Genomic DNA, 26,530 nt, shown 5'->3' with positions numbered 1-26,530 from the left:
TAGGGAGGGTTCAGCGGGCCCACCACGGGTAGTCGCGCCCATGGCCGTGGCCCGGGACAAGCGACAGCCGATGGTGCGACGTACCGCGCTGCGCGACGGTTTGGTGGACATCGACGGCGCGCGGATCGCCGAGGCCACCGAACAACTGCGCCACCGCGGCCGGGCCACCCTGCACGACCGGCTGCACCGGGTACGGATGGCCGGCGGACTCGCGGTGCAGGCCGGGCTGGCCGCCGGGCTCGCGTACCTGATCTCGCACAAGGTGCTCGGCAACCCGCAGCCGGTCTTCGCGCCGATCTCCGCGGTCGGCACCCTGGCCGCGTCGGTCGGTCAGCGGTTCCGCCGGACGGTGGAGCTGATCGTCGGGGTGGGAGTCGGAGTGTTCGTCGGCGACCTCCTGATCTACCTGCTCGGCACCGGGGCGTGGCAGCTCGGCCTGGTGGTCACCGTGGCGATCCTGCTCACCATCTTCGCCGGAGCGAGCGTGGCCATCGTCATCCAGGCGGCGGCCACGGCGGTGCTGATCGTGACGTTGAGTCCGTCGACCCAGAACCTGGAGATCCCCCGCTTCGTCGACGCGTTCCTCGGCGGCGGAATCGCGCTGCTGGTCACGGCGGTGCTGCTGCCGCTGAACCCGCTCCGGGTGATCAACCGGGCGGCCCGCCCCGCCTTGGACCTGCTCGCCGCCCAGCTCGACGCCACCGCCGACGGGCTGCGCAACCGGGACCGCGCCACCGTCCAGGCCGCACTGGAGAGGCTGCGCAACAACAAGGAGGAGCTGGCCACGCTGGGCGAGGCGATCGAGGGGGCGAAGGAGACCGCCACCCTCTCCCCGGCCCGCTGGCACCGCCGCGACGAACTGACCCACTACGCCGAGGCGGCCGACCCGATCGACCGGGCGATGCGCAACAGCGGCACCCTGATCCGCCGTTCCGTCACGCTGGTCGAGGACGAGGAACCGGTACCCGATCCGATGCCGGACGCGATCGGCCACCTCGCCGAGTCGGTCCGGCTGCTCAAACACGAGTTCGCCGCCGGTGAGGAGCCGGAGAAGGCGCGGGAGCGGTCGCTGCGGGCGGTCAGCGAGGCCGGCCGGGCGTACGGCGACGGGGTGGGGTTCTCCGGCAGCGTGGTGATCGCCCAGATCCGGACGACAGCGAGCGACCTGCTGGTCGCCTCCGGCATCGAGCAGGAGGAGGCGAACCGGTGGATCCGCACCGCCTTCGGTGAGCAGGAGCGCCCGGTCGGTGAGCCCGCCGAGCCCGGCGAGGCGCCGAAGCCACCCACCGCCCCGCCGATCGGCTGAGCGGAAACGACCGCCCGGACGGGCCTCAGGCCAGCTCGGCCAGGGCCGCGAGCAGCCGATCCACCTCGGCGGCCGTGCTGCCCAGCCCGATGCTGGCCCGCAGCGCGGTGGGCGGCAGGTCCCGCCGGCCGGTCCGCCCCGCCGCCTCGCCGAGCAGACGCCGGGCCAGCGGGTGGGCACAGAACAACCCGTCCCGTACGCCGATGTGGTGCTCGGCGGCCAGCCGGGTGGCCACCTCGGTGGAGTCCCAGCCGGCGACCACGAACGAGACGATGCCGACCCGGGGCGCGTCCGGGCCGAAGGTACGCAGCTCGACGACGTGCGGCAGGGCGGCGAGGCCGCTCCGCAGCCGGGCCAGCAGGGCCTGCTCGTGGGCGGCCAGCGCGCTCCGGTCCGCCTCGTCGAGCGCCCTGCACACCGCCGCCAGCGCGACCGCTCCGAGCAGGTTCGGGGTGCCGCCCTCGTGTCGGGCCGGGCCGGTCGCCCAGGTCACGTCGTGGGTGGCCGGCCCGACGTGGCTGGTGGCGCCACCGCCGGCCAGGTAGGGCGGGGCGGCGTCCAGCCAGTCGGCGCGACCGATCAGCACGCCCGCGCCGAACGGCGCGTACAGCTTGTGGCCGGACACGGCCAGATAGTCGACGTCCAGCGCCAGCAGATCGACCGGGGCGTGCGGGGCGAGCTGCGCGGCGTCGAGCGCTATCCGAGCACCGTGCCGGTGCGCCACCCGCGCCAGCTCGGCGACCGGCCACCGCTCACCGGTCACGTTGCTCGCACCGGTCACCGCGACCAGCACCGGCAACGCCGGGCTGCTGCCCCGACGCAGCTCGGTGAGGGCGGCGGCGAGATCACGAACCGCCCCGTCGGGGTCGCTGGGCACCGGCAGCCGCACCGACCCGCGCGGCCAGGGCAGCAGGTTGGCGTGGTGTTCGCCAGCGAACGTGACCACGGTGGTGCCGGCCGGCACGGCCCGTGCCAGCAGGTTGAGCGCGTCGGTGGTGTTGCGGGTGAAAATCACATGATCGTCGGCGCGAGCGCCGAAGAAGTCGCCGATGGTCTGCCGGGCCTGCTCGTACGCGAGGGTGCAGCGCCGCGACAGCGCTCCCGCTCCGCGATGCACGCTGGCGTACCAGGGCAGCAGCTCGGCCACCGCGTCGGCGGCGGCCCGCGCGCACGGCGCACTGGCCGCGTAGTCCAGGTTGATCTCGCCGGGCACGCCGAGGACGTCGAGCGACGTGGACGGCACGGTGGGCAGGCTGGGCAGCGAGGGGACGAGAGTGACGGACACGCCGGAACCTCCGGGGTCAGGGACCCCGGGTGCGACATCGGGACGGGGTCCGCGCTTGCCCAGCACACCGATCGGGCTGGGCCCGGTCATCACCCGGGGCACCCCACCGCGAACTCGACGAGGGTTGCCGGCCAGCAAGCCGGGGCTTGACGCTGGCGCTCGTGACCTGCCGGCAGCATAGCGGCTACCGATGCGGCCGAACCAGCCGGCGGTGGATGGCTACGCTGACCGCATGGCCGACACCCCGCCCGGTTCACCGCTGCCGCCTGCGCCCGCCGCACCGCCCGCGCCCGCCGGCCCGCCCACGGGCAAGACGCCGCGGATGCCGCTGCGCCGACTGGGCTGGCGGCGGTTCCTGGTGCTGGCCGGGGTGGTGCTGTTGATCGCGGCGTGCGCGGTCTTCATGGTCTTCACGCTCGGCCAGTCGCTCGGTGTGCAGGCCCTGCTGATCGGGGTGGTCGCCGCCATTCTGCCGGTGCCGGTGCTGGTCGGTTGCTTCCTCTGGCTGGACCGCTACGAACCGGAGCCGTTGAAGTATCTGATCTTCTGTTTCGCCTGGGGGGCGTTCGTCTCCACCGCCGCCTCGCTCACCGTGAACGACTTCGCGGCCAACCGCTTCGACGACTGGGGCCTGCCGTCGGCGCTCACCGGGGTGCTGGTGGCACCGTTCATCGAAGAGCTGACCAAGGCGTTGGGCCCGATCCTGCTGCTGGTGTTCCGCCGCCGCGAGTGGTCGGGGATCACCGACGGCCTGGTCTACTGCGGGCTCGCCGCGGTCGGCTTCGCGATGGTGGAGAACATCCTCTACCTGGGTGGGTTGGGCTACGCGTCCGGTGCCGACCGGTACGGCCCGGCCACCGGCATCCAGCAGGTCATCGCGATCTTCATCCTGCGGATCCTGCTGTTCGGGTTCGCCCACCCCCTCTTCACCTCGATGACCGGTGTGGGGTTGGGTATCGCCTCCCGGACGGCGGACCGGCGCATCCGGGTGCTCGCGCCGATCGCCGGTCTGCTGCTGGCGATGATGCTGCACGGCACGTGGAACCTGCTGCCCACGCTGACCCAGGCCACCGGCGAGGCCATCATCATGCTGTACGGCTTCCTGGGTCTCATGGTGCCGGTCTTCTTCGGCACCGTGGGACTGGCGCTGTGGCTGCGCGCCTGGGAGGGGCGGCTCACCGAGCGGGTCCTGCCCGACTACGTACGCGCCGGCTGGCTCAGCCCGCCCGAGGTGGCCGCCCTGAGCAGTCTCGGCCGGCGGCACGCGGCCCGGAGTTGGGCGCGACGGGTGGCCGGCGACGCCGGGGTACGGGCGATGCGGGGTTACCAGTCCGCCGCCACCCGGCTGGCCCTGCTGCGCGACGGGGCCCTGCGCGGCCTGGACCGCAAACCCGCCGACCAGGAGCGGACCGTCCGCGAGGAGCGGGAACTGCTGGACGCGATCACCGAATACCGGTCGTTCTTCGTGGGTCGGGACCCGCAGGCTCCGGCGGGGGTCTGGGACGGCACCCGCTACCAGCTGCGCTTCCCGGACGGCACCGAGCGCGTGGTGGACGCGCCGGACGAGCCGGTCGTACCGATCCCGGTGGTGCTGTCGCCCGCCCCGGCTCCGGCGGGCTACCCCTCACCCACCCCACCCGGCTGGCCCGCCCTACGCCCACCCTCCCCCTGGCCACCAACCCACCCCTGACCCGCCGCCGCCCGCCCGCGCCCAGCCCACCCCGAAGCACGGCCGGCCTGCCCCCCGCCCCCGCGCCCCCACCCCACCCCACCCCGCGTCGATCTTGCAGTTTCGGTTGTCGAAAAGCGTGGAATGCCCCATACGTCGGGACAGTAAGTGCAAGATCGCGGCTGACTCCGGTCGATCATGGAGTTGTGGTGCCTGGCTTGGGGCTAATTGCGGGCTTTGTCCAGCACCACAACTCCATGATCGACGCGGGGTTTGGGTTACATCGCGCGTGGCGTGACGCGTGGGGGCGGCGGGCGGGTTCCGTGGTGTGGCTTGGTGGGTTCAGGTCATCAGGGAGGTGAGGAAGTCACCGAGGCCCTGGAACATCGCGATCAGCGCGGCGCCGATCGCCCGGAACATCTGCGCGGCACCGTCCGGCCGGAAGGCCATGAAGTAGATCAGGAACGCGACACTGCCCCAGGTCAAGAGCTTCTTCACGAATACCGGCATCGTCCCTCCCCAGGGCCACGGTCGCCGGATGGCTTCCCGTCGTGCGGCTGGGCAAACGGTGCGCGACGGGGCCTGGTGGCCGAGGAAGGGGCGTCAGAGATCGAGACCGAGGAAAGTGCGTCAGAGGTGGAGGCCGGTCGAGGGACTGTCAGAGGTAGAGGCCGGTCGAGTCGTTCTCGATCCGCTCGGCGGCCACGGCGTGCACGTCCCGCTCCCGTAGCAGCACGTAACCGCGACCGTGCAGCTCGACCTCGGAGCGCTCGTCCGGGTCGAAGAGCACCCGGTCGCCGGAGACGATGGCGCGGACGTTCGGCCCCACCCCGACCGCGGTGGCCCAGGCGAGGCGCTTGCCGACAGCGGCGGTCGCCGGAATGACGATGCCGGCGGTGGAGCGGCGTTCGCCGTCGCTGCCCTCCATCCGCACCAGCACGCGGTCGTGCAGCAGGCGGATCGGCAGGCCGGCGTCGAGATCGTTGTCGGCGGTCACGTCGCAGACGCTACCGTGTGGCCATCGGTGGCCGACCGGTGGTTACGCCGGAGGTGGTCGGGGCATTGTGTGGCGGATCCCCCCTACGGTGCTGGGAACGGACGTATGCTGTCCGACCTGTCGCTGTCGGCGGGCCGGGTTCTCTGCCAGGAGGTGCGCTTGAGCCGCTTCGAGCGGGTACGCGGGCGGCTTCGCCGCGCCTACCAGTCACGACAGGAGTCGGCGCGGGCCGACGAGGGCACCTCGAGTGACGCGTTGAACGACGTGTCGGGGGCGGCCCGGGTGGCGTCGCCGGCCGTGCCGGGGCCGACCGCGCCGTCGAGCGCCACCGTCTACGGCGCGGAGCCTCCGGTCGACCTGCACAGCTCCACCTCCAGTCGGGACGACGCTGACGTTCCGCACGGGTTGCGGATCGCCGCCGCGTGGTGTTGGCGACTGATCGTGATCGGCGTGGTGGCCTGGGCGCTGCTGCGGATCGTCGGCACGGTCAAGATCGTGATCATTCCGCTGGCCATCGCGCTGCTGCTCTCCGCGCTGCTCGCCCCTGCGGTGGGCTGGTTGCTGCGGGTCCGGTTCCCCCGGTCGCTGGCGACGGCGGTGGTGCTGGTCGGCGGCCTGGCCGCGGTGATCGGCACGCTGACGCTGGTGGTCAACGAGTTCATCCGTGGCGTACCGGAGCTGAGTGAGAAGTCCTCGGAGGGCGTCCGGCAGATCCAGAACTGGCTGAAGACGGGCCCGCTGCATCTCTCCGACACCCAGCTCGACCGCTACATCGACGAGGCGCAGGCCTGGATCAACAACAACACCTCGAGGTTCACCAGCGGCGCGCTGAGCACCGCCGCGACGCTGGCCGAGGTGCTGACCGGCACGCTGCTGGTGCTCTTCGCGACGTTCTTCTTCCTGCGCGACGGCAACCGGATCTGGCGCTTCCTGGTCCGGCTGCTGCCGGTGGCCGCCCGGTGGAAGGTCGACGACGCCGGCCGCGCCTCCTGGCAGACGCTTGTCGCCTACGTCCGCGCGACGGTGCTCGTCGCCTTCATCGACGCGGTCGGCATCGGCATCTTCCTGGTCGCCTTCGACATCCCGTTCGCCTTCCCGCTGGCCGCGCTGGTCTTCCTCGGCGCGTTCATCCCGATCGTCGGCGCGGCGCTCTCCGGCGGCGTGGCGGTGTTGGTGGCCCTCGTCGACAGCGGCCCGGTCACCGCGTTGATCATCCTCGCTGCGGTGATCGTCGTGCAGCAGGTGGAGGGTCACATCCTGCAACCGCTGATCATGGGTCGGGCGGTCGCCCTGCACCCGCTCGCGGTGATCATCGGTATCGCCGCCGGCGTCGTACTCGCGGGCATCACCGGCGCGCTGGTCTCCGTGCCGCTCATCGCGGTGCTGAACACCGCGGTCCGCCGGCTTGCCGCCCGCAGGGTGCCGGACACCCCGCCCGACGCCGTGGTCGTCGCCTCCCAGGCCCCCTGAAGTCGGGAGCCGGCGCTCGCCGCGCGCCCGCTTGATCACGCACGAACATGGAAAGAGTGGCCTCCCGCAGCGCGGAGGCCACTCTTTCCATGTTGCAGCGCGATCCTGCCGCGCGGTGCGACGGGGCCGGCGGTGGGCGTCAGGACTTGGCGAGGCGTTCCAGGGCGCCTCGGGCCACCTCGGGGCGGGTCGTGTACCAGAACGGGGGCAGCGAGCGGCGCAGGAACGGCCCGTAGCCTCGGGCCGTCTCCAGCCGGGAGTCGAGCACCGCGACCACGCCCTTGTCGCCGGTCGCCCGGATCAGCCGGCCGACGCCCTGCGCCAGCCGCACCGCCGCGATCGGCACGCTGACCGCCGCGAAGCCGGAGCCGCCGCCCGCGTCCACCGCCGCCGCGCGGGCCGCCGCCAGCGGTTCGTCCGGGCGGGGGAAGGGCAGCCGGTCGATGACGACGAGCTGACAGGCGTCGCCCGGCACGTCCACCCCCTGCCAGAGCGACATCACCCCGAACAGGCAGCTGGCGCGCTCCTCGCGGAAGCGACGCACCAGCAGCGGCAGCGCCTCCTCACCCTGGAGCAGCACCGGCAGGTCGGTCCGCGCGCGCAACAGCTCCGCCGCCTGCTGCGCGGCCCGCCGGGAGGAGAAAAGCCCGAGAGTACGACCACCGAGCGCCTCGACCAGCCCGAGCAGTTCCTCCCCGGCAGCCTCGGGCAACCCGGAGACGCTGGGGCGGGGGAGGTGCGCGGCGACGTACAGGATGCCCTGCCGGGCGTAGTCGAACGGCGAACCGACGTCGAGTGACCGCCACCCGGGGCCCTCGGTGGCCGGGACGACGGCGTTCGGGGTGACGTCGCCGGCGAGGCGACGGCCGGGCGCCTCGGCAGCCGGCCGGCCGGGGCCGGTGCGGGCGGCCTGTGCGGCCGCAGCGGGGGTCGGCGGGGCGGGCGGTGGCGCGTCCAGCCCGAGGGCGCGGGCGACCGTGTCGAACCGGCCGCCCAGCGCCAGGGTCGCCGAGGTGGCCACGACGGTGCGTTCGTCGTAGAGGTGGGTGGCGAGGGTGCCGGCCACCGACAGCGGCGCGACCACCAGCGCCCGGCGGTTGCCGCTGTCGTTCTTCTCCACCCAGGCCACGTCGTGGTCGCCCTCCTCCAGCAGCCGCTGCGCGGTGGTGGAGAGCTCGTCCAGGGCGGCCTTGGCCTGCTGCTTGCGGACCGGGTCGGGGTCGTCGGCCTTGATGTCGCCGATCGCGTCCAGGGCTGAGCGGGTCGCCGCGTCGAGCAGCGTGCACGCCTCGCGCAGCGGCGTCGGGAGCCCGGCGGTGATCCGCCCGGCCGGGGCCTCGGCCAGCCCGACCGCCAGGGCGTCGCCGGCGGCGGTGAGCGCCTCGGCGGTCTCCGGGCGCAGCAGCGTACGGGCCCGCCGGGTGGTCCGGTCGATCAGCTCGGGCACCAGCTCCGCCTGGGCGGCGGAGGAGACCCGATCGGCCAGCTCGTGCGCCTCGTCGACGATGAGCAGCTTGTGCGGCGGCACGATGTGCCGGTCGGCGAGCATGTCGACGGCGAGCAGACTGTGGTTGGTCACCACGATGTCGGCCTCCCGGGCGCGGGCCCGCGACGCCTCGGCGAAGCACTCCTGCCCGAACGGGCAACGGGCCGCGCCGACGCACTCGCGGGCCGGCATCGACACCAGCCGCCAGGCCTGATCCTCGACGCCCGGGTCCAGCTCGTCCCGGTCGCCGGTGGCGGTCTTCTCGGCCCAGTCGCGCAGCCGCTCAATCTGCTTGCCCAGCCGGCCCGCCTCACCGAGCCACTTCACCGGCTGGGCCGGGCCAGGCTTGCCGAGCGTCCCGCCGCCGGGGCGAGTCGCGGGGGCGTCGAAGAGAGTGTCCTCCGGCTCCTCCTCGGTGGAGTTGTCCAGTCGGGCGAGGCAGAGGTAGTGGTGGCGGCCCTTGAGCACGGCGAAGGTGGGTCGACGGCCGAGCACCGGCTCGACCGCGTCGGCGAGCCGGGGCAGGTCGTGGTCGACGAGCTGGGACTGCAACGCCAGGGTGGCCGTGGAGACCACCACCGGGCCGTCCACAGTGAGCGCCGGCGCGAGGTACGCCAGCGACTTGCCGGTGCCGGTGCCCGCCTGCACGAGCAGATGCTCGCCGCCGGCCACGCACTCCTCGATCGCCGTGGTCATCTGCAGTTGGCCGGGACGCTCCGCGCCGCCGGGCACCGCGCCGACCGCCGCCGCCAGCAGCTCGGTGCCACTGGGTCGGGCACCCCGCCGCCGGCCCTTCGCACGGGCCGACGGGGTGGCGGAACCGGTGGCGGTGCGGGGCGGAGTCACCGTGCGACGGTACCCGGCGCCGCCGACACCGACCGCGCCCATCCGCCGCGTGGCGCGATGCCGACCGGGCGGGGCGTCGGGGCCGACCCCGTCCGGTTACGGCCACGCTACGACGCGTTGGGCTGTATCGGTTAGGGTGCGAATCATGCCGAGCGACATGGTCCGAGTGATCTACCGCAAGTACGACGGCAGCGCCCACCGCGACTACCCGGCCCGGCGGCTCACCGAGGACGATCTCGGCGTCTGGCTCGGCGTGCCCGAGGGCACCGAGTCGGTCTACCACGGCCGGCCCTCGGTGGAGAAGATCCCTTTCGTGCTGTTGGTGCCACACCGTGCCTGGTGGACGGCCATGTTCAATCCTCCGCCCCGCACCAGCGAGGTCTACTGCGACATCACCACCCCGGCCCGCTGGGAGTCCGACGACACGGTCCACCTGATCGACCTGGACCTGGACGTCGTCAGGCGTCGGGCCACCGGCCTGGTGGAGCTGCTCGACGAGGACGAGTTCGCCGAGCACCGGGCCCGGTTCGGCTACCCGGACGACGTGGTGGCCGAGGCGGAGGCCGCGGCGCAGCGGCTGTTGAGGGCGCTCGGCGACGGCACCGAGCCGTTCGCCACCGCGTACCGCAAGTGGTTGGCCCTGGTGGTCTGAGGCCGCACGGCCGGTCTGGCCGGCTCACCAGCGTGGCGGCCAGGCGTCGTCGGCGTCCAGTGGCGGCAGGTCGGTCAGCTTTTCCGGGTTGAGCTGGTTGTAGATGGCGGTGATCCGGCCCTGGTCGACGGCGAACGCGGTGACCAGGCGGATCGGTCGCCCGTCGGTGTGCGTGGTCTCCAGCTGTAGGCCGAGGATGCCGTCGACGAGCACGGGCCGCGCCAGCACCCGGTCGGTGTACCGGCCGGTCCGGCCGAACAGGCCGAGCGTGAGGCGGGCCACGGGGTCCGCGCCGAGGATCGGCCAGCGGGCGGCCGGGAAGTGCCCACCCGAGTCGCCGACGAAGACCACGTCCGGCGCGAGCACCTGAAGCAGCTGATCCAACTCGCCGGACTCGGTGGCGGCGACGAACGCCTGGAGCACCCGACGCTGCTCGGCCGGGTCGGCGGTGTGCCGGGGTACGTCCGGAGAGGTGACCGCCCGCCGGGCCCGGGAGGCCAGCTGCCGGGCCGCCGCCTCGGTGGTGCCGAGCACCCCCGCGACCCGGGCGAACGGCAGCGCGAACACGTCGTGCAGAACGAGGGCCACCCGTTGTTCCGGCGCGAGCCGCTCCAGCACCACCAGCAGCGCCGTGCCGACCTCGTCGGTACGCACCGCCCGCTCCGCCGGGTCGGGCGCGTAACCGTCGACCGGTGGCCGGTCGCCCAACGGGCTCACCACCGGCTCCGGCAGCCACTGCCCCGGGTACGCCTCCCGGCGGACCCGGGCCGAGCGGAGCACGTCGAGGCAGATCCGAGCGCAGGTGGTGGTCAGCCACGCGGACAGGTCCCGGATCTCGGCGCGGGCCGCCGGGTCGGCCAGCGCCCCGGCGTAGCGCAGCCAGGTCTCCTGCACGGCGTCCTCCGCCTCGCTGCGGCTGCCCAGCATCCGGTGGGCCACCGCGAGCAGCCGGCCCCGCTCGGCCTCGAACTCCGTCGCCAGCTCCCGCACGACCCACCACCCCTTCCGGTCGGCGTCCCGGACTACATCCTCCCGCCGAGCGGGCGCGCCGGCAGCCCCGAGAAGGCCCCGCGAACCGGCTCTTGCCGTGGGCGCCGGTCGGTCGGTGCCGACCCGCGGGCCAGGGTTCGGAGGTGAGCCTCGGCGGGCGGAACGGCCCTGGGTGGGCGATGATCCGTGCATGAGCGCACCCCAGCAAGGGCAGGTCGTGGCACCCGAGGGCGGTTCCGTGCGGGACCTGCTGCGGGTCACCGCGCCGGTGGATCTCGGCGCGATCGACCCGCGGTCCATGCCCGGCCTACCGGGGCCCGTGGGCCGCGGCGAGCACCGTAAGACCTGGGCGCGGGAGCAGGTGGAGCTGGTCGGCGAGGAGCTGGGCCGACAGCAGGAGATGCTCTTCGCCATGGCCAAGACCGGGTCGGAGCGGCCGGCGCGTCGGGTGCTGCTGGTGCTCCAGGCCATGGACTGCGGCGGCAAGGACGGCACGATCAAGCGGGTGGCCGGCGCGATGAACCCGCTGGGCCTGCACATCCGCTCGTTCGGGCCGCCGACCCGCCAGGAGCTGCGGCACGACTTTCTCTGGCGGATCCGTCGGGAGCTGCCACCGCCGGGGTACGTGGGGATGTTCAACCGTTCGCACTACGAGGACGTGTTGATCGCCCGGGTCGGCTCGCTGGTGCCGGAGACGACCTGGCGTGCCCGCTATGACGAGATCAACTCGTTCGAGCAGGAGCTGACCGAGGGCGGCGTCACCCTGATCAAGGTGATGCTGCACATCTCCTACGCCGAGCAGGGCAAGCGCCTGATGGACCGGCTCACCGACCCGCGTAAGCACTGGAAGTACAACCCCTCCGACATCGACTCGCGAGGGCACTGGGACGACTACCAGGCCGCGTACGCCGAGGCCCTGAGCCGGTGCGGCACGGACGCCGCGCCCTGGTTCGTGGTGCCGGCGGACCGCAAGTGGTACCGGGACTGGGCGGTCGCGCACCTGCTGCGTGAGACGTTCGACACGCTCGACCTCGGGTATCCGGCTGCCGATTTCGACGTTGCACGGGAGCGGAAACGGCTTCTGGCTGGGAGAGCGGGTACGGGTGGGACGGCCGAGATGAACGGCAGGTGAACGAGCGGTGAATGACGCCTGGCCAGGGGTGGGCCGGCGAATTCCCGGATCCGCCGTTTCCTAGCATTCACCGAGCGGGCACCCGTTGGGCACCGCCACCCTTCCACCGACGCGACGAGGTCTGTGCTGTGAAGTTTTCCTTCCGCCCCACCGAGGGCGCCTTCTACGAGCTCTTCACCAGGGCCGCGCAGAACCTGGTCCGGGGCACCGCGCTGCTCAACGAGCTGGCCCTGCCCGGCGTGGACGTGCAGTCCGTCAGTGAGCGGCTGACCGAGGTCGAGCACGACAGCGACCAGATCACCCACGACCTCTACAAGAAGATCAACTCGACCTTCATCACCCCGTTCGACCGGGAGGACATCTACCGGCTCGGCTCGCTGCTGGACGACGTGATGGACCACCTGGAAGCGGTGGGCGACCTGCTCTACCTGTACGGGTTGACCGAGCTTCCGGCGCTGCCCCGCGAGCTGCACGAGATGGTCAACGTGCTCGACCAGCAGGCCAAGCTGACCGCCGACGCGATGCCCCGGCTGAAGTCGATGAAGGATCTCGAGGACTACTGGATCGAGTGCAACCGGCTGGAGAACGAGGGCGACCGGATCAACCGGCAGCTGCTCGTCCGCCTCTTCTCGGGTGAGTACGACGCGTTGACGGTGCTGAAGATGAAGGAGGTCGCCGACGAGTTGGAGGCTGCCTGCGACGCCTTCGAGCACGTGGCCAACACCGTCGAGACCATCGCCGTCAAGGAGTCCTGAGCCGGTGTCCCCTGAACTCATCGCCGTGCTGGCGGTGATCGCGGTGGCCCTGGCGTTCGACTACACCAACGGCTTCCACGACGCCGCCAACGCGATCGCCACAAGCGTCTCCACCCGGGCGCTGACACCCCGGATCGCCCTGGCGCTCGCCGCGGTCGGCAACTTCATCGGCGCCCACTTCGGTGCTGGCGTCGCCAAGACCGTCGGCGACGGTCTGGTCACCCTCCCCACCGGGGTGAGCAGCCTCGGCGTGGTCTTCGCCGGGGTGCTCGGAGCGATCGCCTGGAACCTGATCACCTGGTACTTCGGTCTGCCCTCGTCGTCCTCGCACGCGCTCTTCGGTGGCCTGGTCGGCGCCACTCTGCTCTCCACCGGCGGCATCGTGCAGTGGGTCAACATCGGCGAGAAGGTGCTGCTGCCGATGGTGCTGTCGCCGATCGTCGGCCTCACCCTCGGTTACCTGCTGATGCTGGCCATCCTGTGGCTGTTCCGGAAGGGGCAACCGGGCAAGCTCAACCGGGGCTTCCGTTGGGCGCAGACCGCCTCGGCGGCCGCCATGTCGGTCGGCCACGGCATGCAGGACGCCGCCAAGACCATGGGCATCGTGGTGCTGGCGCTCTACACCGGCGGTTTCCAGGAGAGCAAGACGCACATCCCGGGCTGGGTGTTCTGGACCTCGGCGACGATGCTCGCCCTCGGCACCTACGCCGGCGGCTGGCGGATCATCCGTACCCTCGGTCGCAAGATCATCGACCTGGGTCCGCCGGAGGGCTTCGCCGCCGAGACCGTCGCCAGCGCGGTGCTCTACTTCAACGCCCTGGTCCTGAAGGCCCCGATCTCCACCACCCACACGATCACTTCGGCGATCATGGGTGTGGGCGCGACCAAGCGACTCTCCGCGGTTCGCTGGAACGTGGCCGGCAACATCGTGCTCGCCTGGATCATCACGTTCCCGGCCGCCGCGCTGATCGCCTGCGTCACGTACCTGCTGGTCCGGCCGCTCTTCGGCTGAGTCGACGACAGGGCCCCCGGTCACGGTTCAGCCGTGGCCGGGGGCCCTTGCGCTGTTCCGCTGTTCAGACGTAGCGCACGCCGATCTGCTCGCGGACCGTGTCCAGCAGGGTCATCACCTCGAGGGTCGTGGCGTGCGGCACCGCAGGGCTCTCGGTCAGGCCGGCAGCCAGGCAGCGCTGCACCTCGATCGCCTCGTGCTGGTAGCCGTTGCCGGCCCCGTCGGCGACGATCGTCTCCGGCTCCGCGCCGGCCCGGTGCAGGGTCACCGAACCCGGCCGGAAGAACGGCTCCGGCAGATCGATTCGCCCCGTGGTGCCGGTGATCGAGGCGGTCTGTCCGCTCAACCCGACCATGCCGCAGCTCAGGGTCGCCAGGGCTCCGGTGTCGTAGCCGAACAGCATGCCGGTGTTCTCGTCGGTCCCCTCCGGGCCGAGCTGCGCCCAGGACCTGATGTGCTGCGGCACCCCGAGTAGCAGGTGGGCCAGGCTGATCGGGTAGATCCCCAGGTCGAGCAGGGCGCCGCCGCCCAGCGCCGCGTTGCGCATCCGGTGCTCCGGGGGGAACGGCCCGGCCACCCCGAAGTCGGCCCGGACGCCGGTCACCGTGCCGATCGCCCCGTCCGCGATCAGCTCGACGACCCGCAGGATCATCGGATTCAGCCGCATCCACATGGCCTCCATCAGGAAGACCCCGGCGGCGCGGGCGGTCTGCACCAACTCGGTGCTGGTGGCCAGGTCGAGGGTGAACGGCTTCTCCAACAGCACCGCCCGCCCGGCGGTGAGGCAGGTCATCGCCGCCTCGTAGTGCGCGGAGTGCGGGGTCGCCACGTAGATCGCGTCCACCTCCGGGTCGGCGGCCAGCTCCACCCAGGAGCCGTGGGCGCGCTTCGCGCCGTACGTGTCGGCGAAGCGCTGTGCGCTCTCCACGGCACGGGAACCGACCGCTACCAACTCGGCGTCCGGCACCAGCCGGAGGTCTTCGGCGAAACGGCTGGCGATGTGGCCGGTGGCCAGGATGCCCCAACGAGTCATGCCGGCACGCTAGCCCAGCCAGGTGAACCGCCCGCTGCCCGGCCTGCGACGCAACCACATCGCGGGCCCGGCCCCTCGGGCCTGACGTCCTGATGAGCGTGATGACTCTGAGACATCTTGATGTCTCAGAGTCATCACGCTCGAATCGCCGACCGCGCCGACCGCGCCGACCGCGCCGACCGCGCCGACCGCGCCGACCGCGCCGACCGCGCCGACCGCGCCGACCGCTTCATGGGCCGGGCGCGCGGCCGGCGGTCCCGCAGGCGGGAACTAGGCTCGCGGGCATGACGATCGACAGTGACGGCTTCGCCGCCCCGGCCGCCCTGGTCGAGCACGCCCGCCGGTTCCAGGCCGAGGGCGGCACCCCGGTGACGCCGCGGGTCGCGGCCACCGTGTTGCTGCTGCGTCCGACCGACGCCGACTTCGAGGTGTACGTCATCCGCCGGGTCGCGGCGATGACCTTCGGCGGGATGTACGCCTTCCCCGGCGGCGGGGTGGACCGCTCCGACTCGGAGGCGCACCTGGACTGGGCCGGCCCGACGCCGGGCGAGTGGGCGGACCGTCTCGGAGTGGCCCCGCACGCCGCGCAGGCGGTGGTCTGCGCGGCAGCGCGGGAGGTCTTCGAGGAGGCCGGCGTGCTGCTGGCGGGCTCGAACCGGGAGACCGTGGTGGGCGACGTCAGCGGCGACGACTGGGAGGCGGCCCGACAGGATCTGGAGGGACGCCGGCTGGGCTTCGCGGCGCTGCTCGCCGACCGTCAGCTCACCCTTCGGTCGGACCTGCTGCTGCCCTGGAGCCGGTGGATCACTCCCGAGTTCGAGCCGCGCCGCTTCGACACGTACTTCTTCGTCGCCCTGTTGCCGGCGGGCCAGCGGACCCGCGACGTCTCCGGCGAGGCCGACCACACCCTGTGGATCCGCCCGGCGGATGCGCTGGCCCGCGCGCGGGCCGGCGAACTGACCATGCTGCCGCCGACCCTCGTCACGTTGGCCCAGGTGGCGGCTGCCGGTGACCTGGCCGGGGTGGCGCGGGTGGCGGCCGATCGGGACGCCGTCACTCCGGTCATCCCGCGCCTGGACCTGCCCCCGGACGGTGAACCCCGCTTCGTCCTGGGCTGACCCCGAAGGCCGACCGACCCAAGATCGTGCTCGATCCATGAAGTAGTGGTCTGGTCGCGCGGAGGAGGCCACTACTTCCCTGTTCCAGCACGATCTTGGCGTGGGGGCAGGCGGACAGGTCGCCGCAGGCAAAGCCGGGGGCGAACATGGCACCGGCGCCCACGCCGGGAGGGCGGGGCGCCGGTGACCGGACGTGTTCGATTCAGCCGAAGCGGCCGGTGATGTAGTCCTCGGTCTTCTTCACGCTCGGGTTGCTGAAGATCTTCTGGGTGTTGTCGTACTCGATCAGCCGGCCCGGGTCGCCGGTCTTCTCGATCGAGAAGAAGGCGGTCCGGTCCGAGACCCGCGCTGCCTGCTGCATGTTGTGCGTCACGATGATGATCGTGAACTTGTCCTTGAGCTGGAACATCAGGTCCTCGATCGCCAGCGTGGAGATCGGGTCCAGGGCGGAGCACGGCTCGTCCATCAGGACGACCTGCGGCTCGACCGCGATGGTCCGGGCGATGCAGAGCCGCTGCTGCTGACCGCCGGAGAGGCCCGCGCCGGGCTTGCCCAGCCGGTCCTTGACCTCGCCCCACAGGTTCGCGGCGCGCAGGGCCTTCTCGGCCGCGTCCTCCAGGATCGACTTCTTGCGGACCCCGTTGAGCTTCAGCCCGGCCACCACGTTCTCGAAGATGCTCATGGTGGGGAACGGGTTCGGCCGCTGGAAGACCATGCCGATGGTGCGCCGGACCGCCGTGACGTCCACGTCCCGGTCGTAGATGTCCTGGTCGTCGATGGTCAGGCTGCCCTCGACCCGGGCACCCGGCAGCACCTCGTGCATCCGGTTGATCGACCGCAGGAACGTCGACTTGCCGCAACCGGACGGCCCGATGAGAGCGGTGACCGTCTTCGGCTCGACCGTCAGGTTGATGTTCTCGATCGCCTTGAAGCCGCCGTAGTACGCGGTGACGTTCGAGGCGGAGACGCGCTTGGCCATTGTGGTACCTCCGGGGTTCATCGGCTGAGCCTGTTGCGACGGGCCAGCAGCTTCGCCGCGATCGTCAGGATGAGCACGAGGGCGACCAGGGTGAGTGCCGCGGTCCACGCCCGTGCCGGTGCGTACTTCGACGCGTCGCCGGCCTGCTGGTAGACGAAGAGGGACAGCGACGACTGGTTGTTCTCGAAGGGGTTGGTGTTGATCGCGGCGCCACCGCCGGCGACCAGCAGCACCGGAGCGGTCTCGCCGGCCGCGCGGGCGATGGCGAGCATGACGCCGGTGACGATGCCGGGCAGCGCCGTCGGCAGGACCACCCGCAGGATGGTCTTCCACTTGGGTACGCCGAGCGCGTACGCCCCCTCGCGCAGTGGCGCTGGCACGAGGCGGAGCATCTCCTCGGTGGAGCGGACGATGGTGGGCAGCATGAGCACGCTCAGCGCGAGCGCGGCGGCGAAGCCGGAGAAGCTGGGCCGACCGTCGTTGAACCACGGCGACACGATCAGCACCCAGAACGCCAGCACGAAGAGGCCGGAGACGATCGACGGGATGCCGGTCATCACGTCCACGAAGAACCGGATCGCGAAGGCGAACTTGCCCCGCCCGTACTCGACGATGTAGATCGCGCAGAGAACGCCGAGCGGGACGGTGATCAGGGTGGCGATGCCGACCTGCTCCAGCGTGCCGACGATGGCGTGGTACGCGCCGCCGTTGGCGTCCCGGGCCCCGATGTTGTTCATCGAGGTCTGGAAGAAGTTGACGTCCAGTCGGTCGGCGCCCTTGCTGACCAGCGTCCAGACCACCGACACGAGCGGCAGCACCGCCAGCACGAAGGCAGAGTGGATCAGCGCGCTCCAGGTGCGGTTGCGGGCCGATCGGCGCCCCTCGACCGCGTTGGCGGCGGCGAAGAGCCCGACCAGGTAGAGGATCGCGCCGAGGACGACCACGAGGATCGGGCCGCCGATGCTGGTGCCGTAGACGACCACGGCGGAGAGCGCCAGGGCCGCCACGGCGATGGCCGGTGCGGCGTACCAGGGCAGTCGCTTTGCCCGCAGCGAGTCGGGCTGGGCCGGCGGCCGGGTGCGGTGGGAGGTGGCGGTTGTGGTCATGCGGCCGACTCCGTGAACTCCCGGCGGCGGTAGATGATCGCCCGCGCCGTGATGTTGACGATCAGCGTGATGGTGAACAGCACCAGACCGGAGGCGATGAGCGCGCCCCGGCCGGTCTCGTTCGCCTCGCCGAACGCGTTGGCGATGTTGGCGGCGATGGTGTTGCCGCCGTTCTGGATCAGGTTGAACGAGATGCCGAAGGTGATGCCGAGGGTCAGCGCCAGGGCGATGGTCTCGCCGAGCGCACGGCCGAGGCCGAGCATCATCGCGGCGATGATGCCGGGACGGCCGTAGGGGAGCACCGCGGTGCGGAGCATCTCCCAGCGGGTGGCGCCCAGGGCGAGGGCGGCCTCCTCGTTCGCCGTCGGCGTCTGGAGGAACACCTCGCGGGAGAGCGAGGTGATGATCGGCAGCACCATGATCGCGAGCACCAGGGCGCCGAGCATGACGGACGCCCCGAAGGGGCCGTCGCCACCGAAGAGCGGGATCCAGCCGAAGTGCTGGTTCAGCCAGACCGAGAAGTCCCGGACGGGGCTGCTGAAGACGTCCCGACCCCAGAGGCCGAAGACCACGCTGGGTACGGCGGCCAGCAGGTCGACCAGGAAGCCGAGCGCGGTGCCCAACCGGCGTGGCGCGTAGTGCGAGAGGTAGAGGGCGATGCCGAGCGCCACCGGAACCGCGATGAGCAGTGCGAGCGCCGAGCTGAGCACGGTGCCGAAGGCGAGCGCACCGATGCCGAACTTCGGCTCGGTGTCGTTGGGGGACCAGCCCTCGTAGGACCAGAAGTTCTCGGTGTTGGCGCGTAGGGCCGGCACCGCCTTGGCGACCAGGAAGATCGCGATGGCGGCGATGATGACCAGAACGGCGGTGCCGGCGGCCAGGGTGAGGCCGCGGAAGGCCCGCTCGGCGCCAAACTTACGGCTGCGCGGCAGCGCGCCGCCGCCGCCCAGCCCGGTGCCGCCCGGGGAACGGGTGCTGACTGGTGCCTCGGCCACACGCGCCGAGGCACCGGCGGGCCACTCGTGACTCTGGGTCACGCGCGTCCCACCGGTGCCGGCGTCGGCCGAGCGGTGAGGGGTTTCACCCATCTGCTCGCTCGATTCGGTTGCGGAGGTGTGGAATCGGGTCAGGAGAGGTTCTTGACCGCGGTCTCGACCTTGGTGCGGACCGTCTCCGGCAGCGGGGCGTAGCCCAGCTCGGTGAGAGAGGCCTGGCCCTCGGCGCTGGCGGCGTGGCCCAGCAGGCCCTTGACCAGCTTCAGCTTGTCGGCCGCGAGGCCCTTGCTGCAGACGATCTCGTACGTGGCCAGGACGATCGGGTACGCCCCGGCCTCCTTGGTGTTGTAGTCGATCTTCAGCTTGAGGTCGTCGCCCTGGCCTTCGACGGCAGCACCGGCGATGGTCTTGCCGGCCGCCTCGGCGGTCAGCGCGGCGAACTCGCCGTTGCCGTTACCGATCTTCGACATCTTCAGACCGGCGTTCTCGGCGAACGACCACTCCATGTAGCCGATGGAGCCGTCGGCGCCCTTGACCCGGCTGGCCACGCCGTCCGAGCCCTTGGCGCCGGTGCCGCCCGGGGCCTTCCACGCCTTGGCGTTGCCCAGGGTCCAGTCGCTCTCAGCGGTCTTCGAGAGGTACTTGGTGAAGTTGTCGGTGGTGCCCGACTCGTCCGAACGGTGGACGGTCTGGATCGTGGTCGCCGGGAGCTTGGCCTCCGGGTTGTCGGCCTTGATCGTGGCGTCGTCCCACTTGGTGACCTTGCCGGCGAAGATCTTCGCCAGGGTGGCCGGCTTGAGCTGGAGGTTGTCCACGCCGCTGACGTTGTAGGCGACGGCCACCGGGCCGATCACCATCGGCAGGTGGATGGCCTTGCCACCGACGCACTTGGCGTCCGCCTGCGGCTGCTCCTCCGGCTTGAGCGCGGAGTCGGAACCGGCGAAGTCGGCGGTCCCGGCGATGAACGCCTGGATGCCGGCGCCCGAGCCGGAAGCCTCGTAGTTGATCGTGGTGCCCTGGCACTTCTGCTGGTACGCCTTGATCCACTCGGCCATGGCGTTCTTCTGCGCCGACGAGCCCTGGGCGTTCAGCGTGCCGGTAGCGCAGTCGACCGCGGCGGCCGAGCCCGAGGCGCTCGCGCCGGAGCCGGGCTCGTTGTTGTCCGAGCCGCATGCACTGAGGCCGAGCGTCGCGGCAAGAGCGAGGCAGGCAATAGTGCCGTACCGCTGGAGCTTCACCTGAGGGGTTTCCCTTCGCGTCTGACTTGGCGCCCCGATCCCGGGGCCCGAGGACCGGCACTGACCGGCTGACACGAAAGTTAGAAGTGCCAGGTAGCCGGTTCGCCGGTCGCAAGTGAACGCAAGGTGAACACGTACGGCCCCCGAGGTGACCGCTTGCTGAGGGTGAGTTGTCCGTTAAGTGAACCCGGGTACACCTGTCGGAAGTATGGGTATATTTCCGGTTCGGCGTTATCCCGCCGATGCTCGCCCGTTACCCATCGGTGACGCTGTCGCAGCGCGGGTGGACGGTCAGCCCAGGTGGTAGTTGATGTGCGCGGACCAGCGTGCGAAGCCCAGCCGCTCGTAGAGCGCGACGGCCCCGGTGTTCGAGTCGTCCACGAAGAGCATCACCCGGTCGAGGCCCCGCTTGTCCCGCAGGTGTGCCAACCCGGCGGTGGTCAGGGCCCGGCCCAGCCCGCCACCGTGCGCGGTCGGCTCCACCCCCAGGACGTACACCTCACCGATCCGGGCCGACCCCGGCCGCTCGTGCACCTTGGTCCAGTGGAAACCGAGCAGCCGGCCGGTCGCGGTCTCTTCGGCGAGCAGGAAGCCGGCCGGATCGAACCACGGCTCGGCGAGGCGGACCCGCAGGTCGTCCGACGTCCACCGGCCCTGTTCGGGGTGCTCGGCGAAGGCCCGTGCGTTGAGCGCCAACCAGGCCGCGTCGTCGGCCCCGGGCCGGAACGCGCGCAGCGCCACCCCGTCGGGCAGGCGCGGCTCACCCAACGGGGCCGCCAACGGCCGGCGCAGCTGCCAGAGCACCCGGGCGCGGGCGAAGCCGAGGTCGACGGCGAGCGCGGCGGCCGAGGGGTGGTCGCCGTGCGCCCACGCCCGCAGCGGCCCGGTGGCCGAGGCGAGTACGCCCCGGGCGAGCGCGCGCCCGGTGCCCCGCCGCCGGTACGCGGGGTGCACGACCAGTTCCACCCCGATCCCGCCGACCGGGTCGGTGGTGTCCAGGTGCGCGTACCCGGTGAGGGTGCCGTCGTCGGCGCGGGCGATCAGATGCACGGCGGGGGCGTCGGGATCGCGCAACCGCAGCAGGACGTGTTCGTCGAGCGGGTCGGCTCCGTCCGTGTCACCTGCGGCGCCGGCGAGGGTGAGTACGTCGGCGATCTCCGCCGGCGCCAGTTGGTCGCTCCGGGTCACCTGGTCGCTGGTCGGCTCCGCGCTGCTCATTCCGCCACCGTATCCGTTGCGTGTCGTGACGCCCGGAGCGTCGCCGTAAAGCCGCGGCTCACGTCGGGTCGGTGGGAAGTGCCTCCAGCTCGAACCGGGCGGTCAGGTCGGGCAGGATCCGGCGCAGCGCCTCCATCGTGCCCTGCCGGTCCCCACCGGCGTCGTGCAGCAGCACCACCGAGCCCGGCGCGGCCTGGCTGAGCACCGTCGCGGTGATCTTGGTGGCGCCGGGCAGCTCCCAGTCCGACGGGTCCACCGACCAGTGCAGCGGGGTCATGCCGAGCTGACGCGCCACCGACACCACCGGGTACGTCCAGGCTCCGCCCGGCTGGCGGTACCAGACGATCGGCGCGTCCGGCACCGCCGCGCGGATCGCCGCGTTGGTGCGCAGGAGGTCGGAGCGGATCGCGTCGGCCGACCGGGTGCCCAGGCCGACGTCGTGGTGCCAGGAGTGGTTGCACAGGGTGTGCCCGTCGTCCACGATCGACTGGATCAGGTCAGGGTGGTTCTGCGCGTTCTCGCCGACGACGCAGAACGTGGCGCGCACGTCGTATTCGCGCAGGAGGGCGAGGACCTGCGGCGTGTAGCGCGGGTCCGGCCCGTCGTCGAAGGTCAGCGCGAGCCGCGGAGTGCCGGTGGTGGCCTGCGCGCCGAACAGGTTGTCGTCTCCGGCCACCCGTCCGGACCCGTCCTGGCCGGTCTCGGCCGGGCCAGTCTCGACCGGGCTCGCGCTGGCGCGCGGGGCTCCGCCGGGCTCGCCGACGCTGGGTTGGTCGGCGTAGTGCGGTCCGTCGGCGCTCGTGGTGACACCGGTGGACTGTCGAGGCGTCTGGTCGGGGACGAGGCTGCGGCCCAGCATGTACGCGGAGCCGAGCAGCCCGGCCACCACCAGCGTCACGATTCCCGCGGCCCGGGCGGTGGCGCTGACCCGCGTCACGACTTCCGCCTGGTCTGCCGGTCACGCCGGCCCGTCGCCCCCGTGTTCAGTGCGCGCACCGTCGCCCCTTTCTCCGACAAACCCGGCAGTCAGAATAGAGCTGCCAAGCTGCGCAAAAAGGGCATATGGGAAATCGCCCGGAGTTGGCTCCGGATCAGACCGGCAGGGGCGCGTGCTCCGCCTCGGGAAGCGACCGCGACGGGGGCACGACGAACTTGTAGCCGACCTGGCGGACCGTGCCGATCATCGACTCGTACTCCGAGCCGAGCTTGGCGCGCAGTCGCCGGACGTGCACGTCCACCGTGCGGGTGCCGCCGAAGTAGTCGTAGCCCCAGACCTCGCGCAGGAGCTGGTCCCGGGTGAACACCCGGCCCGGGTGCTGGGCCAGGAACTTGAGCAGCTCGAACTCCTTGTAGGTGAGGTCGAGCGGACGGCCCTTGAGCTTGGCCGCGTAGGTGTCCGGGTCGATGGTCAACTCGCCGGCCCGGATCGAACCACCCGCGCCGGCGGTCGCGTTGCTGAGCCGGCCCACCGCCAGCCGCAGCCGTGCCTCGACCTCGGCCGGACCCGCCGAGGCGAGGATGACGTCGTCGACGCCCCAGTCGGCGTTGAGCGCGATCAGGCCGGCCTCGGTCACCACCGCGACAAGCGGCACGCCGAGCCCGGTGGCGTGCAACATCCGGCAGGTCGCGCGGGCTTCGCTCAACTCCGATCGGGCGTCCACCATCACCGCGTCCGGGCTGGGGCCCGCGACCAGGGTGCGGACGTCGCGCGGCGCGGTACGGACCGAGTGCGGCAGCAGGTCGAGCGCCGGCAGCACAGCCGACGGTTCACCTGCGCGCGCGGTCACCAGCAACAGGATCTCCACGATCACCTCCGTCCCGGCGGCGCGAGGCCGCACGCGACCAGACGCACTCGGCGAGGGAGTGCTCTGAGAAATTGCGTGGTCCCGGCGTCGCTGACGGGCGGGTAACGCGTTGAGCCTAACTGATCGCTCCGGCCGCACCGTCAGGCCATTTCCTGTTTGTCTAGCTTGCCCCTGATCGTGGCCCGCTTTTTAACGTGGCCGAAACCCGTGACCACCGTGTCGGGCCGTCGATCTGGCACGATCGGGTCGTGTTTCCCTCCACCTCGCCCGAGGCCGGCCGCGAATCATGGCCCGCCGGGCCCCAACCGGGTCCGGCCGCCGCAGCGACGCGCGGCCAACCGCCCGCGCCGCGTACCGGTCCGGCCACCACCGATGGCGACCGCCGCGAACGGGGTAAGCCGCGCCGTGCCCGCCGCTCCGGCGAGCCGGCCCGCCGATCCGAAGACGAGATCGACGAGCCGGAGGAAGAGGTCATCCCCCCGGTCGCGGTGCACCGTCAACTGGCGCTGACCATCGCCGGCTTCGCCGCTCTGCTCGGTGTCGGCCTGGTGCTCGGCGCGCAGACCTCGGGTCCCGGTCACCGGCTGCCGTTCGCCTTCATCATCTTCGGCGTCCAACTGCTGTTCGTGCTCGCCTGGACCATGGCGATGCGTCCGCCCGCGCTGCTGGTGGTCGCCGGGATCAGCGCCGCCGTCGCGGCGTTGGTCGACATCGCGGCGGTGCGGACCGACGTCGCCGGCCTGGCGCCGCTGGGCTACCTGGCCGCCGGCGGGTTCCTCGCCGCGGTGCTCGGCCAGCTGGTTCGTCGCGTCGACCGGGTCCGGGTCACCGACTCCCTCGGCTCCACACTGCTCATCGTGGTCGGGGTGGTGGCCTTCGGCACCCTGATCGTGCTCAGCCGGATCCCGGCCGGCACCCAGGCGATCACCGTCTGCCTGACCGCGAGCGGTGTCGCGCTCACCGTCGCCCGGCTCACCGACGCCGTACTGCCCTGGCCCCGGCTGGCCCCGCAGGTGCCCCGGGGCGCCGCCGGCGTGGTGGCCGGCGCGATGGTCGGCACGCTGACCAGCGCACTCCTCGGCAGCTACCTGGTGGCTCCGTTCACGCCGACCCGGGCCGCCGTGATCGGCCTGGTCGCGGCGGTCACCGCCGTCCTCTCCGACCTCGCCGTGGGGTACGCGGAGGCGGGCCGGTTGATGGCCGGCGAACCGCCCACGATGTGGGTGGCCCGGCACATGCAGGGCCCGCTCGGCGGCTTCGCCCTGGCGGCGCCCGCCGCGTACGCCATGTGCATGCTCTTCCTCTGAGTCGCGGTTGAGCGCTGGGCCGGTCGGGTACCTACGGGTGCGCCGCCCTGCGGCGTCGGTATGGACGACCCGTCGCGGCGCGACGGGCGGAGACAGGAGGCGGCGTGGCGCAGGACTATCCGGTGAATCAGGCGCGACCCCGACGGCGTGGCCGCAAGCTGCTCATCGGGCTGTTCGTGCTGCTCCTGCTGCTGGCGGGGTTGCTGGTGGTCGCCGACCGGGTCGCGGTCGGGGTCGCCGAGCGGATGATCGGCGACCGCGTCAGCCAGGAGATCGCCAAGCAGGGCGCGCAGTCCGCCGCACCTGAGGTGGAGGTGGGCGGAACTCCGTTCCTCACCCAGGTGCTGGATGGCCGTTACCAGCGGATCACCATCAACCTGCGGGACGTGCAGGCCTCGGTCGAGGGCGACGCCGTCCGGCTGCCGGTGCTCGACGTGACCGCCCGCAACGTCCGGGCCTCGCTGGACACCCTGCGCACCGGCCAGGGTGACGTCGTGGCGGACACCGTCAACGGTGCCGGCACGATCAGCTACGAGAGTCTGGCCGCGCTGCTGAAGCGCCCGGGTCTCACCCTCGGCGAGCAGAACGGCAAGCTCACCGTCACGGCCCCGGCCGACATCCTCGGTCAGAAGCTCACCATCAGCGGCACTGCCGACGTCACCGTCGCCGACAACGGCGCTGTCGCCCTGCGGTTCAACGACCTGGACGCCGCGGGTCTGCCGAACCTGCCGCTGGCTCGGGCCTTCCTGAGCAACTACGCCAAGAGCATCTCCATCGACGTGCCCCTGCCGGAGTTGCCGTTCCAGCTCGCGGTCCGCGAGGTCCGTCCACTGCCGGAAGGGCTGGCGGTCACCGCCGACGCCAAGAACGTGCCGATCAACTCCGCCGGCTGACACCGGAGGCGCGGTGGGACGCCGGAATCCCCGGCGATCCCGGCGATTCCCGGATGGTGGTCGGCCCAGTGGCAGCACGGTCACTGGCTGGTAGGCTCCCTGGCCATGGGGACCCACCTCACCAAACGGCGCGCGGTCGACCTGTGCCGCGTGGCCACCTGCCTGTGTCGCCCCGTCATCTGACGGCGGGGCTGTCTCCGGCCGCCTGACGGCGGCCACCGGCACAGGGTTCTCACACCCTCCGGTCATCCCACCGAACGCCCGGCAGCGGCGCCGTCGCACGAACCCGTGATCCCGTCCTTCCGCTGGGTCCCGCGCGTGGTGCGACAGTTGCATCCATCGATCTCCGCGCGTTGGCTCACCATCCATCCTCACCAGGGAGTGATTCGATGAGTCGCGACACCGCACTCGTTTCGGCCGAGTGGGCCGAGAAGAACCTCGACGCCCCGGGCGTCGTCTTCGTCGAGGTCGACGAGGACACCTCGGCCTACGAGACCGGCCACATCGCCGGCGCCATCAAGATTGACTGGAAGACGGACCTCCAGGACCAGGTCCGCCGGGACTTCGTCAACAAGTCGCAGTTCGAGGCGCTGCTCTCCGAGCGGGGCATCAGCAACGACGACGTCGTCGTCCTGTACGGCGGCAACAACAACTGGTTCGCCGCGTACGCCTACTGGTACTTCAAGCTCTACGGCCACCGGGACGTGAAGCTGCTCGACGGCGGCCGCAAGAAGTGGGAGCTGGACGCCCGTCCGCTCGTCACCGACGCGGTGTCCCGCCCGGCGACGCAGTACGTCGCGCAGGAGCCGGACACCTCCATCCGGGCGTTCCGCGACGAGGTCGTCGCGGCGATCGGCACCAAGAACCTGGTTGACGTGCGCAGCCCCGACGAGTTCGCCGGTCGCCTGCTCGCCCCCGCCCACCTGCCGCAGGAGCAGGCGCAGCGGGGCGGCCACATCCCCACCGCGATCAGCGTGCCGTGGTCCAAGGCGGCCAACGAGGACGGCACCTTCCGGTCCGACGACGAGCTGCGCAGGATCTACGGCGACGCGGGGCTCGACGACGGCAGGGAGACCATCGCGTACTGCCGGATCGGTGAGCGCTCGTCGCACACCTGGTTCGTGCTCCAGGAGCTGCTGGGTCACCGCAACGTCAAGAACTACGACGGCTCCTGGACCGAGTACGGCTCGCTGGTCGGCGTGCCGGTCGCGCTCGGCGACGAACCCGGGGAGGCGTGA

General features: G+C 71.8%; 25 protein-coding genes and 1 riboswitch. Of the genes, 12 read left to right on the top strand and 13 right to left on the bottom strand.

What is annotated here, in order from left to right:
• Nucleotides 1-70 precede the first annotated feature (70 nt).
• A complete protein-coding gene (locus ACZ6NZ_RS15420) occupies nt 71-1,306 on the top strand; it encodes an FUSC family protein (protein WP_465858682.1) in 1,236 nt (411 codons plus the stop codon).
• A gap of 25 nt (nt 1,307-1,331) precedes the next feature.
• Here ACZ6NZ_RS15420 and ACZ6NZ_RS15415 read toward each other — a convergent pair whose 3' ends face one another.
• The gene (locus tag ACZ6NZ_RS15415; RefSeq protein ID WP_465858681.1) at nt 1,332-2,591 is read right to left on the bottom strand and encodes an aminotransferase class V-fold PLP-dependent enzyme; all 1,260 of its coding nucleotides are present in this window, start codon (nt 2,589-2,591) and stop codon (nt 1,332-1,334) included.
• Nucleotides 2,592-2,637: 46 nt separating this feature from the next.
• Nucleotides 2,638-2,758: riboswitch (SAM riboswitch) on the bottom strand.
• Nucleotides 2,759-2,781: 23 nt separating this feature from the next.
• Here ACZ6NZ_RS15415 and ACZ6NZ_RS15410 point away from each other — a divergent pair.
• On the top strand, nt 2,782-4,281 hold the full coding sequence (locus tag ACZ6NZ_RS15410) for a PrsW family intramembrane metalloprotease (protein ID WP_465858680.1): 1,500 nt from the start codon (nt 2,782-2,784) through the stop codon (nt 4,279-4,281).
• Nucleotides 4,282-4,602: 321 nt separating this feature from the next.
• Here the strand turns inward: ACZ6NZ_RS15410 and ACZ6NZ_RS15405 are convergent, their stop codons facing one another.
• Both ACZ6NZ_RS15405 and ACZ6NZ_RS15400 read right to left on the bottom strand, forming a co-directional pair.
• On the bottom strand, nt 4,603-4,770 hold the full coding sequence (locus ACZ6NZ_RS15405; protein WP_167337262.1) for a hypothetical protein: 168 nt from the start codon (nt 4,768-4,770) through the stop codon (nt 4,603-4,605).
• Between the two features lie 148 nt (nt 4,771-4,918).
• Complete coding sequence (locus tag ACZ6NZ_RS15400; RefSeq protein ID WP_366610797.1) at nt 4,919-5,257, bottom strand: GroES family chaperonin; 339 nt, start codon at nt 5,255-5,257, stop codon at nt 4,919-4,921.
• A 159-nt stretch (nt 5,258-5,416) separates the two neighbouring features.
• Between ACZ6NZ_RS15400 and ACZ6NZ_RS15395 the strand changes: the two genes are divergently transcribed.
• Nucleotides 5,417-6,727 (top strand): AI-2E family transporter, encoded by a 1,311-nt coding sequence (locus ACZ6NZ_RS15395; RefSeq protein ID WP_465858679.1) that lies wholly within the window; start codon nt 5,417-5,419, stop codon nt 6,725-6,727.
• A gap of 139 nt (nt 6,728-6,866) precedes the next feature.
• Here ACZ6NZ_RS15395 and ACZ6NZ_RS15390 read toward each other — a convergent pair whose 3' ends face one another.
• A complete protein-coding gene (locus ACZ6NZ_RS15390; protein WP_465858678.1) occupies nt 6,867-9,101 on the bottom strand; it encodes an ATP-dependent DNA helicase in 2,235 nt (744 codons plus the stop codon).
• Between the two features lie 103 nt (nt 9,102-9,204).
• Here ACZ6NZ_RS15390 and ACZ6NZ_RS15385 point away from each other — a divergent pair, with 103 nt between their 5' ends.
• Complete coding sequence (locus ACZ6NZ_RS15385; RefSeq protein ID WP_366610793.1) at nt 9,205-9,711, top strand: DUF402 domain-containing protein; 507 nt, start codon at nt 9,205-9,207, stop codon at nt 9,709-9,711.
• A 24-nt stretch (nt 9,712-9,735) separates the two neighbouring features.
• Here ACZ6NZ_RS15385 and sigJ read toward each other — a convergent pair whose 3' ends face one another.
• Nucleotides 9,736-10,701 (bottom strand): RNA polymerase sigma factor SigJ, encoded by a 966-nt coding sequence (gene sigJ, locus ACZ6NZ_RS15380; RefSeq protein ID WP_465858677.1) that lies wholly within the window; start codon nt 10,699-10,701, stop codon nt 9,736-9,738.
• 190 nt (nt 10,702-10,891) lie between these two features.
• Here sigJ and ACZ6NZ_RS15375 point away from each other — a divergent pair, with 190 nt between their 5' ends.
• The 3 genes from ACZ6NZ_RS15375 to ACZ6NZ_RS15365 all read left to right on the top strand — a co-directional run bounded on the left by ACZ6NZ_RS15375 (nt 10,892) and on the right by ACZ6NZ_RS15365 (nt 13,600).
• Complete coding sequence (locus tag ACZ6NZ_RS15375) at nt 10,892-11,833, top strand: PPK2 family polyphosphate kinase (RefSeq protein WP_465858676.1); 942 nt, start codon at nt 10,892-10,894, stop codon at nt 11,831-11,833.
• Nucleotides 11,834-11,961: 128 nt separating this feature from the next.
• Nucleotides 11,962-12,588 carry a DUF47 domain-containing protein gene (locus tag ACZ6NZ_RS15370; RefSeq protein WP_053655020.1) on the top strand — a complete coding sequence of 209 codons (627 nt, stop codon included), beginning with the start codon at nt 11,962-11,964 and terminating at the stop codon, nt 12,586-12,588.
• Nucleotides 12,589-12,592: 4 nt separating this feature from the next.
• Nucleotides 12,593-13,600, top strand: a complete 1,008-nt coding sequence (locus ACZ6NZ_RS15365; protein ID WP_366610788.1) for an inorganic phosphate transporter — start codon at nt 12,593-12,595, stop codon at nt 13,598-13,600.
• 64 nt (nt 13,601-13,664) lie between these two features.
• Here the strand turns inward: ACZ6NZ_RS15365 and ACZ6NZ_RS15360 are convergent, their stop codons facing one another.
• Complete coding sequence (locus ACZ6NZ_RS15360) at nt 13,665-14,633, bottom strand: Gfo/Idh/MocA family protein (RefSeq protein WP_465858675.1); 969 nt, start codon at nt 14,631-14,633, stop codon at nt 13,665-13,667.
• Nucleotides 14,634-14,917: 284 nt separating this feature from the next.
• Here ACZ6NZ_RS15360 and ACZ6NZ_RS15355 point away from each other — a divergent pair, with 284 nt between their 5' ends.
• Complete coding sequence (locus ACZ6NZ_RS15355) at nt 14,918-15,751, top strand: NUDIX hydrolase (protein ID WP_465858674.1); 834 nt, start codon at nt 14,918-14,920, stop codon at nt 15,749-15,751.
• 202 nt (nt 15,752-15,953) lie between these two features.
• Here the strand turns inward: ACZ6NZ_RS15355 and pstB are convergent, their stop codons facing one another.
• The 7 genes from pstB to ACZ6NZ_RS15320 all read right to left on the bottom strand — a co-directional run bounded on the left by pstB (nt 15,954) and on the right by ACZ6NZ_RS15320 (nt 23,098).
• Nucleotides 15,954-16,730, bottom strand: coding sequence for a phosphate ABC transporter ATP-binding protein PstB (gene pstB / locus ACZ6NZ_RS15350; protein WP_112584183.1), 777 nt, complete (start codon nt 16,728-16,730; stop codon nt 15,954-15,956).
• A 17-nt stretch (nt 16,731-16,747) separates the two neighbouring features.
• On the bottom strand, nt 16,748-17,836 hold the full coding sequence (gene pstA / locus ACZ6NZ_RS15345; RefSeq protein ID WP_366610784.1) for a phosphate ABC transporter permease PstA: 1,089 nt from the start codon (nt 17,834-17,836) through the stop codon (nt 16,748-16,750).
• Complete coding sequence (gene pstC, locus ACZ6NZ_RS15340; RefSeq protein ID WP_355005819.1) at nt 17,833-18,924, bottom strand: phosphate ABC transporter permease subunit PstC; 1,092 nt, start codon at nt 18,922-18,924, stop codon at nt 17,833-17,835. Before pstC ends, pstA begins: the two co-directional genes overlap by 4 nt.
• A gap of 38 nt (nt 18,925-18,962) precedes the next feature.
• A complete protein-coding gene (gene pstS / locus ACZ6NZ_RS15335; protein ID WP_465858673.1) occupies nt 18,963-20,069 on the bottom strand; it encodes a phosphate ABC transporter substrate-binding protein PstS in 1,107 nt (368 codons plus the stop codon).
• Nucleotides 20,070-20,360: 291 nt separating this feature from the next.
• Nucleotides 20,361-21,287: a mycothiol synthase gene (gene mshD, locus ACZ6NZ_RS15330; protein ID WP_366610782.1), complete on the bottom strand. Its 927-nt coding sequence runs from the start codon at nt 21,285-21,287 to the stop codon at nt 20,361-20,363.
• A gap of 58 nt (nt 21,288-21,345) precedes the next feature.
• Nucleotides 21,346-22,224 carry a polysaccharide deacetylase family protein gene (locus ACZ6NZ_RS15325; protein WP_465858672.1) on the bottom strand — a complete coding sequence of 293 codons (879 nt, stop codon included), beginning with the start codon at nt 22,222-22,224 and terminating at the stop codon, nt 21,346-21,348.
• Nucleotides 22,225-22,378: 154 nt separating this feature from the next.
• Complete coding sequence (locus ACZ6NZ_RS15320) at nt 22,379-23,098, bottom strand: winged helix-turn-helix transcriptional regulator (RefSeq protein WP_181518701.1); 720 nt, start codon at nt 23,096-23,098, stop codon at nt 22,379-22,381.
• 242 nt (nt 23,099-23,340) lie between these two features.
• On the opposite strand from ACZ6NZ_RS15320, the gene ACZ6NZ_RS15315 reads away from it, so the two are divergent.
• The 4 genes from ACZ6NZ_RS15315 to ACZ6NZ_RS15300 all read left to right on the top strand — a co-directional run bounded on the left by ACZ6NZ_RS15315 (nt 23,341) and on the right by ACZ6NZ_RS15300 (nt 26,530).
• Nucleotides 23,341-24,399, top strand: coding sequence for a hypothetical protein (locus tag ACZ6NZ_RS15315; RefSeq protein ID WP_366610781.1), 1,059 nt, complete (start codon nt 23,341-23,343; stop codon nt 24,397-24,399).
• Nucleotides 24,400-24,503: 104 nt separating this feature from the next.
• Nucleotides 24,504-25,292, top strand: coding sequence for an LmeA family phospholipid-binding protein (locus tag ACZ6NZ_RS15310; RefSeq protein WP_465858671.1), 789 nt, complete (start codon nt 24,504-24,506; stop codon nt 25,290-25,292).
• Between the two features lie 105 nt (nt 25,293-25,397).
• Complete coding sequence (locus ACZ6NZ_RS15305) at nt 25,398-25,475, top strand: Ms5788A family Cys-rich leader peptide (RefSeq protein WP_310503780.1); 78 nt, start codon at nt 25,398-25,400, stop codon at nt 25,473-25,475.
• 206 nt (nt 25,476-25,681) lie between these two features.
• Nucleotides 25,682-26,530 (top strand): sulfurtransferase, encoded by an 849-nt coding sequence (locus ACZ6NZ_RS15300; RefSeq protein WP_366610779.1) that lies wholly within the window; start codon nt 25,682-25,684, stop codon nt 26,528-26,530.

Source organism: Micromonospora sp. NPDC047756, assembly GCF_055587245.1.
This window is presented reverse-complemented; position numbering and strand designations above follow the sequence as displayed.

Excerpts from the sequence above, each read along its gene's own strand:
- ACZ6NZ_RS15390 (WP_465858678.1), bottom strand. The coding sequence starts at position 9,101 with ATGGGCGCGGTCGGTGTCGGCGGCGCCGGGTACCGTCGCACGGTGACT.
- pstA (WP_366610784.1), bottom strand. The coding sequence starts at position 17,836 with ATGACCACAACCGCCACCTCCCACCGCACCCGGCCGCCGGCCCAGCCC.
- ACZ6NZ_RS15300 (WP_366610779.1), top strand. The coding sequence starts at position 25,682 with ATGAGTCGCGACACCGCACTCGTTTCGGCCGAGTGGGCCGAGAAGAAC.
- pstC (WP_355005819.1), bottom strand. The coding sequence starts at position 18,924 with ATGGGTGAAACCCCTCACCGCTCGGCCGACGCCGGCACCGGTGGGACG.
- ACZ6NZ_RS15410 (WP_465858680.1), top strand. The coding sequence starts at position 2,782 with ATGCGGCCGAACCAGCCGGCGGTGGATGGCTACGCTGACCGCATGGCC.
- ACZ6NZ_RS15385 (WP_366610793.1), top strand. The coding sequence starts at position 9,205 with ATGCCGAGCGACATGGTCCGAGTGATCTACCGCAAGTACGACGGCAGC.
- ACZ6NZ_RS15360 (WP_465858675.1), bottom strand. The coding sequence starts at position 14,633 with ATGACTCGTTGGGGCATCCTGGCCACCGGCCACATCGCCAGCCGTTTC.
- mshD (WP_366610782.1), bottom strand. The coding sequence starts at position 21,287 with ATGAGCAGCGCGGAGCCGACCAGCGACCAGGTGACCCGGAGCGACCAA.
- ACZ6NZ_RS15375 (WP_465858676.1), top strand. The coding sequence starts at position 10,892 with ATGAGCGCACCCCAGCAAGGGCAGGTCGTGGCACCCGAGGGCGGTTCC.
- ACZ6NZ_RS15305 (WP_310503780.1), top strand. The coding sequence starts at position 25,398 with ATGGGGACCCACCTCACCAAACGGCGCGCGGTCGACCTGTGCCGCGTG.
- ACZ6NZ_RS15420 (WP_465858682.1), top strand. The coding sequence starts at position 71 with ATGGTGCGACGTACCGCGCTGCGCGACGGTTTGGTGGACATCGACGGC.
- ACZ6NZ_RS15355 (WP_465858674.1), top strand. The coding sequence starts at position 14,918 with ATGACGATCGACAGTGACGGCTTCGCCGCCCCGGCCGCCCTGGTCGAG.
- pstB (WP_112584183.1), bottom strand. The coding sequence starts at position 16,730 with ATGGCCAAGCGCGTCTCCGCCTCGAACGTCACCGCGTACTACGGCGGC.
- ACZ6NZ_RS15405 (WP_167337262.1), bottom strand. The coding sequence starts at position 4,770 with ATGCCGGTATTCGTGAAGAAGCTCTTGACCTGGGGCAGTGTCGCGTTC.